This is a genomic window from Arthrobacter sp. Y3221048, assembly GCF_059092685.1.
In genome coordinates this window covers 376,428-391,804 of record NZ_JBNHHX010000002.1, presented here as the reverse complement: position 1 = coordinate 391,804, position 15,377 = coordinate 376,428, and the positions used below count along the sequence as shown (strand labels likewise).

At 68.3% G+C, this 15,377-nt stretch carries 15 protein-coding genes; 6 read left to right on the top strand and 9 right to left on the bottom strand.

Annotated elements, in window-relative coordinates; translation table 11 throughout:
* Nucleotides 1-10: 10 nt before the first annotated feature.
* From AC5RVS_RS06460 to paaA, 8 genes are all read right to left on the bottom strand, one after another.
* Nucleotides 11-646: a dihydrofolate reductase family protein gene (locus AC5RVS_RS06460; protein ID WP_494107566.1), complete on the bottom strand. Its 636-nt coding sequence runs from the start codon at nt 644-646 to the stop codon at nt 11-13.
* A 92-nt stretch (nt 647-738) separates the two neighbouring features.
* Nucleotides 739-1,695, bottom strand: coding sequence for a 2-hydroxyacid dehydrogenase (locus tag AC5RVS_RS06455; protein WP_494107565.1), 957 nt, complete (start codon nt 1,693-1,695; stop codon nt 739-741).
* 98 nt (nt 1,696-1,793) lie between these two features.
* Entirely contained in the window at nt 1,794-2,561 is a 768-nt protein-coding gene (locus AC5RVS_RS06450) for an enoyl-CoA hydratase/isomerase family protein (RefSeq protein ID WP_494107870.1), read from the bottom strand.
* Nucleotides 2,562-2,602: 41 nt separating this feature from the next.
* Entirely contained in the window at nt 2,603-3,757 is a 1,155-nt protein-coding gene (paaE, locus tag AC5RVS_RS06445; RefSeq protein WP_493989484.1) for a 1,2-phenylacetyl-CoA epoxidase subunit PaaE, read from the bottom strand.
* Entirely contained in the window at nt 3,758-4,294 is a 537-nt protein-coding gene (gene paaD, locus AC5RVS_RS06440) for a 1,2-phenylacetyl-CoA epoxidase subunit PaaD (RefSeq protein WP_494107564.1), read from the bottom strand. It abuts the gene before it with no gap.
* Between the two features lie 33 nt (nt 4,295-4,327).
* Nucleotides 4,328-5,155, bottom strand: a complete 828-nt coding sequence (paaC, locus tag AC5RVS_RS06435; RefSeq protein WP_494107563.1) for a 1,2-phenylacetyl-CoA epoxidase subunit PaaC — start codon at nt 5,153-5,155, stop codon at nt 4,328-4,330.
* Nucleotides 5,152-5,481, bottom strand: coding sequence for a 1,2-phenylacetyl-CoA epoxidase subunit PaaB (paaB, locus tag AC5RVS_RS06430; protein ID WP_493989646.1), 330 nt, complete (start codon nt 5,479-5,481; stop codon nt 5,152-5,154). Before paaB ends, paaC begins: the two co-directional genes overlap by 4 nt.
* A gap of 24 nt (nt 5,482-5,505) precedes the next feature.
* Nucleotides 5,506-6,498 carry a 1,2-phenylacetyl-CoA epoxidase subunit PaaA gene (gene paaA / locus AC5RVS_RS06425; RefSeq protein ID WP_494107562.1) on the bottom strand — a complete coding sequence of 331 codons (993 nt, stop codon included), beginning with the start codon at nt 6,496-6,498 and terminating at the stop codon, nt 5,506-5,508.
* 285 nt (nt 6,499-6,783) lie between these two features.
* Between paaA and AC5RVS_RS06420 the strand changes: the two genes are divergently transcribed.
* The 6 genes from AC5RVS_RS06420 (at nt 6,784) to AC5RVS_RS06395 (ending at nt 13,240) form a co-directional block, all read left to right on the top strand.
* Nucleotides 6,784-8,976, top strand: a complete 2,193-nt coding sequence (locus AC5RVS_RS06420; protein ID WP_494107561.1) for a S9 family peptidase — start codon at nt 6,784-6,786, stop codon at nt 8,974-8,976.
* A 90-nt stretch (nt 8,977-9,066) separates the two neighbouring features.
* Entirely contained in the window at nt 9,067-9,570 is a 504-nt protein-coding gene (locus tag AC5RVS_RS06415; RefSeq protein ID WP_493989489.1) for a hotdog fold thioesterase, read from the top strand.
* A gap of 80 nt (nt 9,571-9,650) precedes the next feature.
* Nucleotides 9,651-10,988 (top strand): phenylacetate--CoA ligase PaaK, encoded by a 1,338-nt coding sequence (gene paaK / locus AC5RVS_RS06410; RefSeq protein ID WP_493989490.1) that lies wholly within the window; start codon nt 9,651-9,653, stop codon nt 10,986-10,988.
* An 86-nt stretch (nt 10,989-11,074) separates the two neighbouring features.
* Nucleotides 11,075-11,704 (top strand): TetR/AcrR family transcriptional regulator, encoded by a 630-nt coding sequence (locus AC5RVS_RS06405; protein ID WP_494107560.1) that lies wholly within the window; start codon nt 11,075-11,077, stop codon nt 11,702-11,704.
* Nucleotides 11,705-11,828: 124 nt separating this feature from the next.
* A complete protein-coding gene (locus AC5RVS_RS06400) occupies nt 11,829-12,494 on the top strand; it encodes a hypothetical protein (protein ID WP_494107559.1) in 666 nt (221 codons plus the stop codon).
* Between the two features lie 23 nt (nt 12,495-12,517).
* Nucleotides 12,518-13,240 (top strand): nicotinamide mononucleotide transporter, encoded by a 723-nt coding sequence (locus AC5RVS_RS06395; protein ID WP_494107558.1) that lies wholly within the window; start codon nt 12,518-12,520, stop codon nt 13,238-13,240.
* Here the strand turns inward: AC5RVS_RS06395 and paaZ are convergent.
* Nucleotides 13,221-15,290, bottom strand: coding sequence for a phenylacetic acid degradation bifunctional protein PaaZ (gene paaZ, locus AC5RVS_RS06390; protein ID WP_494107557.1), 2,070 nt, complete (start codon nt 15,288-15,290; stop codon nt 13,221-13,223). The two genes, AC5RVS_RS06395 and paaZ, sit on opposite strands and share 20 nt — an antisense overlap.
* Nucleotides 15,291-15,377: the final 87 nt, after the last annotated feature.

Genomic DNA, 15,377 nt, shown 5'->3' with positions numbered 1-15,377 from the left:
GCGCCGGCGCTCAGCCGCCGTCCCCGCTCCCGCGCGCCTCGACCTCGGTCATGTCGCCGGTCTCGACCTCGCCCGCACGCTCATACACCAGTGCCACCGAGCCCTTGTCAAAGGTGCGGGCAGGGCCGGCGAGGCGGAATGACGCCGGAATCGTGCCGGGGCCGAAGAGCCGCTTCCCGCTGCCAAGCGTGAGCGGATACAGCCAGAGGTTGAGGCGGTGGACCACGTCCTCGGTGAACAACGACTGCAACAGGTCGCCGCTGCCGAACACGTGCACCTCGTCGTGCCGTTCGCGAAGGTGCGCGGCCGCCATGGCATCGTGCAGCACCGTCGTGCCCGCCCAGGCAGGCTCGGTGAGCGTCGTCGACACGACGTACTTCGGCGCCGCGTTGAACTTCACCGCAATCGGAGAGTCGTCGCCGGCATTCGGCCAGTAGCCCGCGAAGATGTCGTAGGTCTTCCGCCCGAGCAGCAGCGCGTCGATGCGGTCGATGACGGCCCCGATCGCCTCGCCGGATGCTTCGTCGAAGAACGGCGCCTGCCAGCCGCCGTATTCGAAGCCGTTCTCCGGGTCCTCGTCGGCTCCGCCCGGGGCCTGGTAGACACCGTCGAGTGTGAGGAACATGTTGGACACGATGATGCCCATAGGTCATCCCTCCTCCGGCGCCGGCCCGCTGCCCGACGCGCCGCCTTCATCGTGCCCGCGGGGCAGGAGGGTTGTCCAGACCTCGCCCCGGGTTATCGGAAGTGGCCCGGCTGCACCAGGTTCTGCGGCGCCTGGCCGGCCGCGACAGCCGCCAGTTGATGCTTCAGGAGCCGGACGATCCGCGGTTCGAACGCCGTGGTGTCGCCGCCCAGGTGCGGGGTGATCAGCGCGTTGCCGGCCCGCCACAGCGGGTGGTCCGGTGGCAGCGGTTCGGGATCGGTGACATCCAACGCGCACTTCAGCCGGCCGGAGACGACCTCCGCGGTCAGCACATCCGTGTCGACCACCGCCCCGCGCGCGACGTTGACCACCAGCGCACCGTCCGGGAGGGCTGCCAGTACCGCGGCATCGATCAACCCGCGGGTGGCGTCCGTCAGCGGTGTGATGAGGATCAGCACCTCGTGGGACGCGGCCAGCTCCGTCAGCTCGTCCGTGCCGTGGACGTGGCCGTCGCGGTCGTCCCGGGCGCGGGTCCCCACCCGGGTTAGCTGCACTTCGAAGGGCTCCAGGCGGCGCGCGATTTCCCGGCCAATGCCGCCCACGCCGACGAGCAGCACCTTGCGGTCCGCCAGGGACGGCCGGCGCACGTGGCGCCACCGTCCCTCGGGCTGGTCACGCGCCGCGACGTCGATCCCGCGCAAGGAGGCAAGCACGAGCCCGACGGCGAGTTCGGCGGTCGCGGCGGCGTGCACCCCGGCCGCGCTGGCGATGGCGACGTCCGGTGCGACAACGGCGGCGACCCCGTCAACCCCGGTGGTTTGGGTCTGCACCAGCTTCAGGTTCTGCAGCTTCGGCAGGTTGGGGAGCGCGCCGGCCATGTCCGGATACGGCAGCACCACGGCCTCGAGCTGGTCCAGCCGGGCACCCGCGGGGTCGCCGTCGAAATCCCAATAGACGGTGCGGATCCCCGCCGGCAGGGGTTCCAGGGCGGCCATCAGGTCCCGGTCGGGGCAGGCCACGGTCGTGATGACGGGCGGGGCGGCACTCATGTGACTCCTGGAGCAGAGGCCGGGAGGCCCGGCAGCGCGAACGGGCTACGCGTGAAAGCCTACCCTCCGACTGCGCGGCACCGGCCTCGGCCCGCTCGTCAGCCCTTGAAGACCGGCTTGCGCTTCTCCTGGAAGGCCTTGAAGCCTTCGGCGTAGTCGTCGCTCTTGCACAGCCGGCCCTGCGCGGCGTTTTCCTCTTCGGTGGCGAGCCACAGGCCCAGCCGCTGGTCGCGGATGTTCGCCACCAACTCCTTGGACGCCCGGAACGCGCCGGTGGCGCCCTGGGCCACCTTGCCCACGATGCCGCGGGTGGTCTCCAGCAGGTCGTCCGCCGGCATGGCGCGGCTGAACAGGCCGGCCTTTACTGCTTCCTCGCCGCTCATCAGCTCGGCGGTGTAGATCAGATCCAGCGTCCGGTGCGCGCCGAGCCGCTCGGTGAAAAGCCAGTGCCCGCCCGAATCCAGGGTGGCCCCCAGATTGGCGAACGGCGAGCCGATCTTGGCGCTGTCGGCCACGTACACCACATCCGTGGCGATCAGCAGGCCGAGCCCGACGCCGAGCGCCGCCCCCTGTGCGGCGGCGAAGGTGGGCGCGGGGAACTCCGCCATCTTGCGCAGGACCGGGGTGACGACGCCGGACAGGTAGCCGTAGGCATCGTCGGTCGCCGGGTCCACGGCGGAGATGTCGCGGCCGGCGCAAAAGCCGCGGCCCTCGCCGCGGAGCAGCAGCGCGCGGACGCCGGCGGCTGCGGCGTCGTCGTACGCCTTGCCCAGATCATTGAGCGCCTGTTCGTCCAGCGCATTCATCTTGCCCGGTGCGTTGAGCACCACTTCGGCGATGTTGTCCTCGATGGACAGCTCAATCATGCTCATGCGGCTCCTTCGGGGTCGGTGCTGTCTAAGATCGGTCAGGCGTCGTAGTCGACGGTGATTTCGTCGCTGGTGGGGTGGGTCTGGCAGGTCAGCACGTAGCCGCGCTCGATCTCCTCCGGTTCCAGCGCGTAGTTCTCCTCCATGGTGAACGTGCCGGAGACAACCTTGGCGCGGCAGGTGCCGCAGACGCCGCCGGCGCAGGCGAAGGGAACGTCCGGGCGGACGCGCAGCGCGGCGTTGAGCACCGACTCGCGGGCATGCTTGGGCGAAGCGACCGTGCCGGAGAGCCCGTCCAGCCTGAAGTTGATCTCGAAGTTGTCCGCGCTGGGGTCGAGCTGCACCGGCCGGCCAATGTTGCCCTGCGGTTTGGTCGGCTCGCCGGTGCTGAACAGCTCGAAGCGGATCTTCTCGGCGGGCACGCCGCGTTCGGCCAGGGTGTCGCGGCACAGCTGCACCAGTTCGTAGGGGCCGCAGAGGAACCATTCGTCCACATCGTCGGTGCGGAGCACGTTGTCGAACAGGCTGGTCAGCTTCTCGGCGTCGATCCTGCCGGAGAGCAGCGGCGAAATGCGCTGCTCGCGGGAGAGCACGTGGTGCAGCGCGAAGCGGGTGGGGTATTTGTCCTTCAGGTCGGCCAGTTCCTCCACGAACATCACGTCCATGGCGGCCTTGTTCGCGTAGACCAGGTCGAACCGGACGCTGTCGCTGGCAGCCAGCACGGTCCGGGCGATCGAGATCACCGGAGTGATGCCGGACCCGGCGGCGAACGCCACGAAGGTGGCGCCGGCGCCGGCATCGATCTGTTCCGGGTGGTTGATCTCCGTCATCTGGTGCTTGGAGATGAAGGCGCCGGTGGGGCTCATGACGTCCAAAACGTCCCCGGCCTTGAGGTTGTCGTTGGCCCAGTTCGAGAACAATCCGCCGATGTCGCGCTTGATCGCCACCCGGATTTCGCCCGGCTTCGGCTCGGCGCAGATGGAGTAGCTGCGGCGGATTTCCTGGCCTTCGAGCGTGGTGCGCAGGGCCACGTACTGGCCGGGCACGTAATCGTACTGGCCGTGCAATTCCTCCGGCACCTCAAAGGTGACCTCGACGGCTTCGTCGGTGAGCTTGCGGACCTCCGCGACGGACAGCGGGTGGAAGGTGGCGCGGCGCTTGACCGCCGGGGCATCCGTGGTGGAAGTAGTCATCTAGAGCACCTTGAAGTAGTCGAAGGGTTCGTGGCAGTCGTTGCACTGGTACAGCGCCTTGCACGACGTGGAGCCGTAGCGGGACAGCTCGCGGGTGTTGAGGGAATCGCAGCGCGGGCACTTTACGCTCAGGCCCAGCTTGACCGGTCCGGTGCGGACCGGCGCCATGCCCGACGGCGGGGCGATGCCGTACTCGTTCAGCTTCGCCTTGCCGTCGGCGGTCATCCAGTCCGTGGTCCAGGCGGGGGCGAGCACCAGCTTCACCCGGACGTCGGTGTATCCCTCGGACGCCAGCGCGGCGACAATGTCGTCGCGGATGGCGTCCATCGCCGGGCAGCCGGAGTAGGTCGGGGTGATGGTCACCTCGACGGCCGGGCGCCCGCTGTCGTCCGGTTCATCCAGCACTGACACGGACCGCAGGATGCCCAGGTCCTCGATGCTCAGCACCGGGATCTCCGGGTCACAGACGGTGGCCGCGACATCCCAGACGCGCGCCGCTTCGGTTCCTGCCGGCCGTTGGGCCGTATTGGTGGACATGAATAGCTCCGTTGCTCCGCTAAGCCGGCCTGGTTACCAGGTGGCGCCGGGGTGTTCGCGGGCCAGCACCTGCAGCTCAGCCAGCAGGTAGCCCAGGTGTTCACTGTGTTTGACGCGGGTTTTGTCCGTCATGGCGGGCTGGACGTCCGGGACCTCCAGCGTCGCCTCGGCGAAGACTTCCGCGATGAAGGCGTCGTAGCCTTCGCGCAGTTCCGAGGGCCGCACCGCGATGCCGGGCAGACGGTCGATCAGCTCATCGTCCAGGAACAACTGCTCCACGTACGGCCAGATGGAGAGGAAGCCGGCGGCGATGCGCCGGTGCGACTCTTCCGTGCCGTCGCCCAGGCGCAGCGTCCACTGCGCCGCGTGGTCGCGGTGGTAGTCCACTTCCTTCAGCGCCTTGGCCGCGATGGCCGCCAGGGTTTCGTCCTGCGAGTCGACCAGCCGTGAGTACAGTTCGTGCTGGTAAGTGGCGATGACCAGCTGGCGGGCGATGGTCTTGCCGAAGTCGCCGTTGGGCTGTTCGACGAGGTAGCTGGAGCGGAACTCGCTCTCCCCGCGCCAGTAAGCCAGATCGTCTTCGGACTTGTCCCAGGCGGAGCCGGCGTAGGTCAGGAACGACCGGGCGTGGCCGATCTGGTCCAGCGCGATGTTGGCGAGCGCGACGTCCTCTTCCAGCTCGGGCGCGCGGGAAATCCACCAGCCCAGCCGCTGGGCCAGGATCAACGCGTCGTCGCCCAGGCGCAAAGCGTACTCGGCGACGTCGTTGCTGGCCCTGGTGCCTTCGGTCACCTGCGCGGCGATGTCCTCAGGGCGCAGGGCGTTGCCGGGCGTGATCCGGGTGGCGCTTTCGCCGCTCACAGGTGCTTCACCCCTTCGCTCTTGGTGTAGTACGTGGCATGGCGGTAATCCTTGCCCTTGGGCGATTCGAAAAATTCGCCCTTCGCGTCTGGGTCGCTGGCCACGATGGCCGACGCCGGCACCACCCAGAGCGAGACGCCTTCGTTGCGCCTGGTGTAGAGATCCCGCGCGTTCCGCACGGCCATCTCGGCGTCCGGGGCGTGCAGCGACCCGGCGTGCACGTGGGACAGTCCGCGCGAGGAGCGCACAAACACTTCCCACAGCGGCCAGGGCTGCTTGTCGGACGACGCGCCTTCCGCCGTCGCCGTCTCCACGGGTCGGGCCATTGCGGTCTGGTCTCCAGTTGCCATTCAGGCCACCTGTACTTTCTGTGCCTTCTTGTCCGCGTAGGCGGCTGCTGCTTCGCGCACCCAGGCGCCGTTCTCGTGTGCCTCGCGGCGGCGCTCCATCCGCTGCGCGTTGCAGGGGCCGCGGCCGGCGAGGACTTCGTAGAATTCGTCCCAGTTGAGTTCGCCGTGCTCCCACATGCCGGTTTCCTCGTTGTAGCGGATCTTGTCATCGGGCAGGGTCAGGCCCAGGACCTTGACCTGTTCCTGGATCATCCCCACGAACCGCGAGCGCAGCTCATCGTTGGTGAACCGCTTGATGTTCCAGGCCATCGACTGCTGGGAGTTCGGCGAGTCGGTGTCCGTGGGGCCGAACATCATCAGTGCCGGGGCGTAGAAGCGGTTGACCGCGTCCTGGGCCATCTGCTTCTGCGCCGGAGTGCCGTTGGCCAGTTCCAGCAGGATCTCGAAGCCCTGCCGCTGGTGGAAGGACTCTTCCTTGCAGATCCGAACCATCGCCCGGCCGTAGGGGCCGTAGGAGGCCCGGCAGAGGGGCACCTGGTTGGCGATCGCGGCGCCGTCGACGAGCCAGCCGATGGCCCCCATGTCCGCCCAGCTGTTGGCCGGGTAGTTGAAGATCGAGGAGTACTTGGCCTTGCCGTCGAGCAGCTGCTGGTTGAGGACGTGCCGGGGCGTGCCCAGGGTTTCGGTGGCGGAGTAGAGGTACAACCCGTGGCCGGCCTCGTCCTGCACCTTGGCCATCAGGATGGCCTTGCGCTTCAGGCTGGGCGCGCGGGTAATCCAGTTCGCCTCCGGCTGCATGCCGATGATCTCGGAGTGCGCGTGCTGGGACATCTGCCGGACCAGCGTCTTGCGGTACTTCTCCGGCATCCAGTCGGCCGGCTCGATCCGGGAGTCCTCGGCAATGATCTTGTCAAAGTAGGCCTTCCCGGCCTCGTCCTCAGGGGACGGCACGGCGTGCAACTGGGAGTCGCCGGCCTGGGTCTGCGTTGCCACGATGGTCACCTCACTGTACGAAATCCGGCCGCGAAATAATTACCGACCGTTCGTTCAGGATATAGCGCATTTTCCGTGGCCGTCAAGGCCATCGGCTGCCGCCCGGCCCGGCCGGAGACGAACTTCCGGTTCCCGGCGGCAGGCCGGCCCGGCCGACGGCGGGAGCAGCGGCAGCAGGCCGGCCCGGCCGCCGGCTGGAGCAGCCCGACCCCCGGGCGGGTTCCGCTGCTTCCACCCTCAGCCGAACCCGGCCGGCGGAGGGGACGGGCTCTATATATTGGTGGCATGACGCACTCCCCCGCCGAAACCGCCCACGCCTCCTCCCCCGCAGGACTGCCGGAACCGCCGGCTGCCCGCAAGGTTCCCGTCGAGCGAGCCCACCACGGCGACGTCTTCGTTGACAACTATGAGTGGCTGCGGGACAAGGGGAATCCGGAGGTCGTTGCGCACCTGGAGGCGGAGAACGCCTACACGGCGGCGGTGACCGGGCACCAGCAGCCGTTGCGCGAGGCCATATTCAACGAAATCAAGAACCGCACCCAGGAAACGGACCTGTCGGTTCCGGTCCGCAAGGACGGCTGGTGGTACTACGGCCGGATGGATGAGGGCAAGCAGTACGGCATCCAGTGCCGGGTCCGGGCCGCGGACACCGGGGACCGGGCAGCCGACTGGACTCCCCCGCAGGTCGACGCCGGCCGGCCGGTGCCCGGCGAGCAGGTGCTCCTGGACGGCAATGCCGAAGCCGAGGGCAAGCCGTTCTTTTCCCTGGGCGGCTCCGCCGTGACCAAAGACGGAAGCCTCTACGCCTACGCCGCCGACTTCGCCGGCGATGAGCGCTTCACCCTGAGGATCAAGGACCTGGACACCGGCGACCTGTTGGACGACGTGGTGGAGAACGTCTTCTATTCGCTGGCGTTCGATCCCGACGGCAGCCGCGTGTTCTACACCGTGGTCGATGAGTCCTGGCGCCCGTTCCAGATCAAGGCGCACACCATCGGCACCCCGGCGGCCTCCGACGTCGTGATTTACCAGGAAGACGACCCGGCCATGTGGATGGGGTTTGAGCTTTCCTCCGACCGCCGGCACCTGGTGATCGGGATCGGCTGCTCCGAATACTCCGAGACGCGGCTGCTGGACTTCTCCGCCCCCGAAGCCGGATTGCAGACGCTCATCCCGCGCAGCGAGCGGGTGCTCTACGACGCCGAGCCGTTCCTGCTGGACGGCAACCAAAAGGTGCTGCTGACCCACAACAAGGACGCCGTGAACTCGATGGTCTCGCTGGCCGACCTCGCGGAGTTCTGCAAGCCCCTGGCCGAGCAGCACTGGGACACCGTAGTGGAGCACGACGACGCGGTGCGGGTCAACGGGGCGGGGGTCACCGCCACGCATGCGGTCCTGTCCATCCGCCAGGACACCATTGAACGCGTGCAGGTGCTGCCCCTGGCCGGTTTGGGGACGGCCGCGCAGGCCGCCCCGGCTGAGCCGGCGTTCGACGAGGAATTGTTCACCGCCGGCGTCGGCGGGTCCGACTACGAGGCGCCGGTGATTCGGCTGGCCTACACCTCGTTCCTGACGCCCCCGCGGATCTACGACTACGAGCTGGCCACCGGCACACTGCACCTGCGCAAGGAAACGCCGGTGCTCGGCGGCTACGACGCGGCGGACTACGTGGCCGAGCGGGAGTGGGCGACCGCGGCGGACGGCACGAGGATCCCGCTCTCGGTGATCCGCAAGGCCTCGGTGCAGCGCGATGGCAGCAATCCCGCGCTGGCCTACGCCTACGGCAGCTACGAGGTCAGCATGGATCCGGCGTTCAGCACGGCGCGGCTGTCGCTGCTGGACCGCGGCGTGGTCTACCTGGTGGCCCATGTCCGCGGCGGCGGCGAGATGGGGCGGCACTGGTACGAGGACGGCAAGAAGCTGCACAAGAAGAACACGTTCACGGACTTTGTCAGCGCCACCGAGTGGCTGGCCGCCTCGGGCTGGGCGGATCCGCAGCGGATCGCGGCCATGGGCGGCTCCGCCGGCGGCCTGCTGATGGGCGCCGTGGCCAACCTGGCGCCGGAGAAGTATGCGGCGATCGTGGCGCAGGTGCCGTTCGTGGACGCGCTGACCTCGATCCTGGACCCGGACCTGCCGCTTTCGGCGCTGGAGTGGGAGGAGTGGGGCAACCCGATCACCGACCCCGAGGTCTACGCCTACATGAAGTCGTACAGCCCCTACGAGAATGTCCGGCCGGCCGCCTATCCGAAGATCGCTGCGGTCACCAGCTTCAACGACACGCGGGTGCTGTACGTGGAGCCCGCCAAGTGGGTGGCGGCCCTGCGGGAGGCCACGGCCGGCTCCGCACCGATCGTGCTCAAGACCGAGATGGACGCCGGACACGGCGGCGCGTCCGGCCGGTACGAGGCCTGGAAGGACCGGGCCTGGGATTACGCCTTCGCCCTCGACGCGATCGGTGCCACCGAGCTGGCGTAGCCGCTGCTCAACGTTCCCGGCCCGCCTTGACTTGAATCACAAATCAGGATTACCTAATGAACATTCGGTAATGAACAGCAAGGGGCTTCCATGACGGACATCGACGTCGACACTTCCCGGGACACTCCGGCGGAAAGCAACGAGCTGCAGCCGGGCGAACGGCCCGTGCACCCGGCCTTCGTCAACGACCAGGCCGCGCGTTGGATGGGCGTGGAAGTCGTGAAGGCGGAGTTTGGCGACGTCGTCATCGAGATGCGGCTGCGCGAGGAGATGCTCAACGGCTTCGGCATGGCGCAGGGCGGCATGGTGTTCGCGTTCGCCGACGTGGCCTTCGCGCTGGCCTGCAACGACCCCGACGGCGACGGCAGCACCATCACGGTGGCCTCCGGCGTCGACGTCAATTTCCTGAATCCGGGGCTCGCCGGCCGGCTGCTGACCGCCACCGCCCGGCTGGTCAACCAGACCGGCCGCAGCGGCCTGTACGACATCACCGTCACCCAGGAGAAGCCGAACGGCGGGGCCGACGTCCTGCTCGAATTCCGCGGCCGTTCCCGCACCGTCCCCAATCCCGCCCGCAACCGGCAAAAGCCCTGACCGCGCCGCACCTTTCGGACAGCGACGCCCCCCAGCCTTCACCGACAGCACAGCCCGACCCGCATCAAAGGACCGTTCCCATGACGACCACCACCGGTACCAAAGCCCGCAAGACCACTCCCGCCGCCGAGGACACCCTCGACCCCGAGGAGCTGATGAGCCGGGACGAGCTGGAGGCCCTCCAGCTGAAGCGCCTGCAGCACACGGTTGCCTACGCCTATGAGCGCGTGCCGATGTACAAAAAGAAGTTCGACGACGCCGGCGTGCGCCCCGAGGACCTCAAGGAACTGTCCGACCTGGCCAAGTTCCCCTACACGGACAAGGAAGACCTGCGCCAGTCGTACCCCTTCGGCATGTTCGCCGTGCCGCAGGAAGAAGTGGCCCGGATCCATGCGTCCTCGGGCACGACCGGCCGGGCCACCGTGGTCGGCTACACGCGTCGCGACATCCAGAACTGGGAGACGCTGTTCGCCCGTTCCATCCGCGCTTCGGGCGTGAAGAAGGGCATGAAGGTCCACAATGCCTACGGCTACGGCCTGTTCACCGGCGGACTGGGTGCACACTACGGTGCGGAGAAGCTCGGCTGCACGGTGATCCCGATGTCCGGCGGGCAGACCGAGAAACAGATCCAGCTGATCCAGGACTTCGAACCGGATGCCATCCTCTGCACGCCCACCTACCTGCTGACCATCGTGGACGCGATGGAGCACGCCGGCGTCGATCCATCCAAGACGTCGCTGAAGGTCGCGGTGCTGGGCGCCGAGCCGTGGACCGACGAGATGCGCCACGAGCTGGAGGGCAAGCTGGACATCGACGCGTGCGACATCTACGGCCTCTCCGAGGTCATGGGCCCGGGCGTCGCCGGCGAGTGCGTGGACTTCAAGGACGGTTCCACCATCTGGGAGGACCACTTCCGGCCGGAAGTCATCGATCCGCTCACCGACCGGGTGCTGGACGACGGCGAGGCCGGCGAACTGGTGTTCACGTCGCTGACCAAGGAAGCCATGCCGGTGATCCGCTACCGCACGCACGACCTCACCCGGCTGCTGCCCGGCACCGGGCGGCCGAACATGCGCCGCATCGGCCGGATCACCGGGCGTTCGGACGACATGATCATCCTGCGCGGCGTGAACCTCTTCCCCACCCAGATCGAGGAAATCGCCCTGCGCATCCCCGGCCTGAGCCCGCACTTCCAGCTGGAAATCAGCCGGCCCCACCGGATGGACGAGCTGACCGTGAAGATCGAACGCCGCGAAGACTGCACGCCCGCCAAGGCGACCGAAGCGGCCCGCGAGCTGCAGCGCCAGATCAAGATCCACGTCGGCTCCAGCTGCAAGATCGTGGTCGCCGACCCCGGCACCCTCGCCCGCTCCAGCGGCAAGCTGCGCCGGGTCTACGACCTGCGCGGCAACGCCTGACGGATGTGGAGGCGGCGGGCGGGTGGAGGCCTGGGCACGCACCGCCCGCCGCATAACTGACCTAACGGTCGTGGGAGAATAGGACAATGGCGAAGACAAGGACGCAGGAGACCGCCCGCCGCGGCCGCCCCGGCTACGACCAGCAGTCGGTGCTGAACGTCGCCGTCGCCGTGTTCAACAAGCACGGTTACGAGGCCACCTCCATGGGCATCCTCGCCGAAAACCTGGGCATCTCCAAGAGCGCCATCTACCACCACGTCCCGTCCAAGGGCGACCTGCTGCGCCTGGCCCTGGAAGAAGCCCTCGGCAGCCTCGAGGCCGTGCTCGAAAACCCGTCGGCTTCCACCGGCCGGGCGGATGCACGGCTGGAGTTCGTGCTCCGCGGCACCGTCCAGGTCCTGTGCGACAAACTGCCGTACGTCACCCTGCTGCTGCGTCTGCGCGGCAACACCGAGATCGAACGCGACGCGCTGGACCGCCGGCGCGCGTTCGACCACAAGGTAGCGGACCTGGTGGACGCCGCCCGTGCCGAGGGTTCCCTGCGCGGGGACATCGACCCGAGGACCACGGCGCGACTGCTGTTCGGCACGATCAACTCCATCGTCGAGTGGTACAAGCCGGGCGGATCACTGTCCCCGCAGAAGCTCGCCGACGACCTGATCGTCATGATGTTCGACGGCCTCCACTTGCCTGCCGCGGCCCGCGTCCTCGCCTGATTCACGGCGGCACCGCCGACCCGCACCCACCGCGGATCCGGGGCCGCCCGAGGGACCTAAAGTACTTACTGAATTCACGGTCCTCCCCTGCTAGGCTGACCTCACCATTCGATGTTATGGGGACGTGATCGATATGGATGGGGAGTTCTGGTGGGTCTCGGCGCTGAGCATGGCGCTCACGATCGCCGCCATCGTTCTATTCGCCTACCGTGTGCCGTGGGCCTGGTTGCTGCCGGTGGCCGCAACCGCCGTGCTGCTGGCCACCGGGATCCCCTACGGCCGGTTGAACACCAGCACCGTGTTTGTGCTGGCCGCGGCCCTCTATGGCCTGTGGAAGTGGACCCAGTACCGGCGGAAAGGCGTCCGTGTCCCGCTCCGCTCGGCCCACGGCCGTGAGTGGGGAATCGGCGCGGGGCTGTTGCTGCTGTTGTTCCTGCTCAATGGGTTCGCCGGCGTCACCCCGGTTGCCGAGATCGGACCCCTGTACCTGTTCAACGCCCTGCTGGCCGCACTTCCGGTCGTCATGTACCTGGGCTTCGCCCACGGCATCCTGCAGTCGTGGTGGCTGGGCGTTGCGCTCTCGCTGTCCACCATGTTCCTCTCCGCCATCCAGGACGCTCCGGTCTGGGTCTCCCTGTATGGCGCGATCGCGGCGGGCCTCCAAATCTTCGGTTACCTGGGGTGGCAGGCGGCCTTGCGGCGGCCGGTGCGGAGCAAACACCGGCTGGCGTCGGTGCGGCCGGGACGTCCGGCCGCTCCCGGTCCCGGCGCAGCGGGACGGGCCGTGTAACCAGCACGACGGAGGTCGGCGGCATGGACTGGATCATGGCCTTGAAGGCCCTGGACGGTCCTGCCGGCGCGCTGGTTTCCGTGGGCTACCTGCAGGCATCGGTGGGCCTGCTGACCGTCTTCCTGTTCGGGCTCCACTCCCGCTGGGCGTGGCCTGTGCTGCTGGTCCAGGAGGCCTTGGTCTTCCTGCTGCTCCTCACGCCGGCTTTCGACGGCGGCGGCGCGTTCTTCGTCGATGCCTCGATAGGCGTGGCGCTGCTGCTGCCCTGCTACGGCGCGTGGCGCTGGCGGGCCGCGGCCTCGCCCCTTGCACCGGCCGGCCCGGCGGTGTGGGTGCACCGGGCCACGGGCCGAAACTGGGCGGTGGCCGTGCTGGTCCTCATCGCCGCCACGGTGGTTTTCATGGCCAGCGACATCCAGGCGGGCTTTCCACTGGAGGGCGGCCTGCTGACCGTCCTCCTGCTCCAGGCGTTCTACGCCGCGGTGATGACGGTGGTGTATCTGGGTTTGGCGCACCGGATTTATGAGGCTTGGTGGCTGTGGCTGGCCTTTGCCGTGGTGCAGCTGGCCACCTCACTGGTATTTCCCAGTCAGCCGACGCCCCAACTGCTGTACGGCGCTACCGTGCTGCTGGTGCTGTTCGCCTTCTGGCGCTGGCACACGGTGGTGTTCCTGCCGGTCCCCGGGGCACGGGCCGCCGGGGACACGGCAGGAGGAGGAGCTCCGGCTACTTCTCCACCAGGGTGAGCACGTCGTAGGTCGCGACGATCTCGTCGTTCTGGTTGGTCAGCACCGCGTCCCAGGCGACCTCGCCGTACGCGTCGGTCTCGCGCGGCGTGATGCGCTTGGCGGTGAGGGTCACCCGGATGGAGTCGCCGGCAGCCACCGGAGTGATGAAGCGCAGGTTCTCCAGGCCGTAGTTCGCCAGTACCGGTCCCGGTGCCGGCTCCACGAACAGTCCGGCGCCCCAGGCGAGCAACAGGTAACCATGCGCCACGATGCCGGGGAAGAACGGGTTGGCGGCGGCGGCCTCCTGGTTGGTGTGGGCGTAGAAGGTGTCGCCGGTCTCATTGGCGAACGCGGTGATGTCCTCCAGCGTGACCTGGCGCAGTTCCGAGCGCACGGCGTCGCCGATCCGCAGCGTGGCCAGGTTCTTGCGGAACGGGTGGACGTCGTCGAAATGCTGGTCGGCGCCGGTATGCCACACGCCGGTCACGGCCGTGAGCATGTTCGGCGAACCCTGGATGGCGGTGCGCTGCATGTGGTGCAGGACGGAGCGGATCCCGCCCAGCTCCTCGCCGCCGCCGGCGCGGCCCGGTCCGCCGTGGACCAGGTGCGGCACCGGGGAGCCGTGGCCGGTGGACGTCTTGGCGTCTTCGCGGTTGAGCACCAGCACCCGGCCGTGGTGGGCGGCGATCCCGGTCACCAGCACGCGGGCGGCGTCGGGGTCGTTGGTGGCCACCGTGGCTACCAGCGAACCCGCGCCCATGGCGGCCAGCCGCACGGCGTCGTCCAGATCCTCGTAGCCGATCACGGAGGAGACCGGGCCGAACGCTTCCAGCGAATGCACGGCATCGGCTTCGGCGTCTGCCCAGGTCAGCAGCACCGGCGACATGAAAGCGCCCTCGGAGTCGCCCACGGTCCCGTCGGCGCGGGTGACCTGCGGCGAATCGAGCGTGCCGTAGGCAAGCTCGCCGCCGGCGTCGACCATGGCCTGGACGGCGGCGCGGACGTCCTCAAGCTGCTCCACCGAGGCCAGCGCACCCATGGTGACGCCCTCGGCCCGCGGATCGCCGACGACAACGCGCTGCTCGATCCGGGCGCGCACGGCGTCGGCGACGTCCTGCATGCGGTCCCTGGGGACAATGGCGCGGCGGATCGAGGTGCACTTCTGGCCCGCCTTGGCCGTCATTTCGGTGACCAGCGACTTGATGTACGCGTCGAACTCCGGGGTGCCCGGCACCGCGTCGGGCCCGAGGATCGCGGCGTTGAGCGAATCCGCCTCGGCGGTGAACCGGATGCCGCCCCGGGCCACGTTCGGGTGGGACTTCAGCAGGTTGGCGGTTGAGGCGGAGCCGGTGAAGGCGACGGCGTCGCGGTAGTCCAGATGGTCCAGCAGGTCACGGGCGGAACCGGAGACCAGCTGCAGCGAACCGGCCGGCAGGATGTTGGATTCGATGATCAGCCTCACCGCGGCGGCGGCGACGTAGCCCGTGGGGGTGGCGGGCTTGACGATGGTCGGCACGCCGGCGATGAAGGCCGGAGCGAACTTCTCCAGCATGCCCCACACCGGGAAGTTGAAGGCGTTGATCTGCACGGCCACGCCCGGGATCCGGGTGTAGATGTGCTGGCCCATGAAGGAACCGTCCTTGGAGAGCACCTCCGCGGGCCCGTCGACGACCACCTGGGAGTTCGGCAGTTCGCGCCGGCCCTTGGAGCCGAAGGTGAACAGCACGCCGATGCCGCCGTCAATATCGATCATGTTGTCGATCTTGGTGGCGCCGGTGCGGTGCGAGAGTTCGTACAACCCCTCGCGCCGGGCGTTCAGGTACTGGGCCAGCTCTTTGAGCTTGAGCGCGCGCTGGTGGAACGTCAGCCGGCCCAGCGAGGCCTGGCCGACGGTGCGGCCGTGCTCGACGGCTGCAGCGAGGTCCAGCCCGTCGGTACTGACCCGCGCGAGCACTGCGCCGGTGCTGGCATCGCGGACCTCGGTGCCGGAGACATCGCCCTCGGGCGTCCACCAGGCATCCTGGATGTAGCTGGGAACAATTTCGACATCAACGGCGGTAGAGGTCATCGTTGACAGCCCTTTCTTCGCCCGGCCCAGTGCTGGCGCAGATGGGGCGGGACATAAAATACTGAACGGTCGGTCGGTAACGTATCT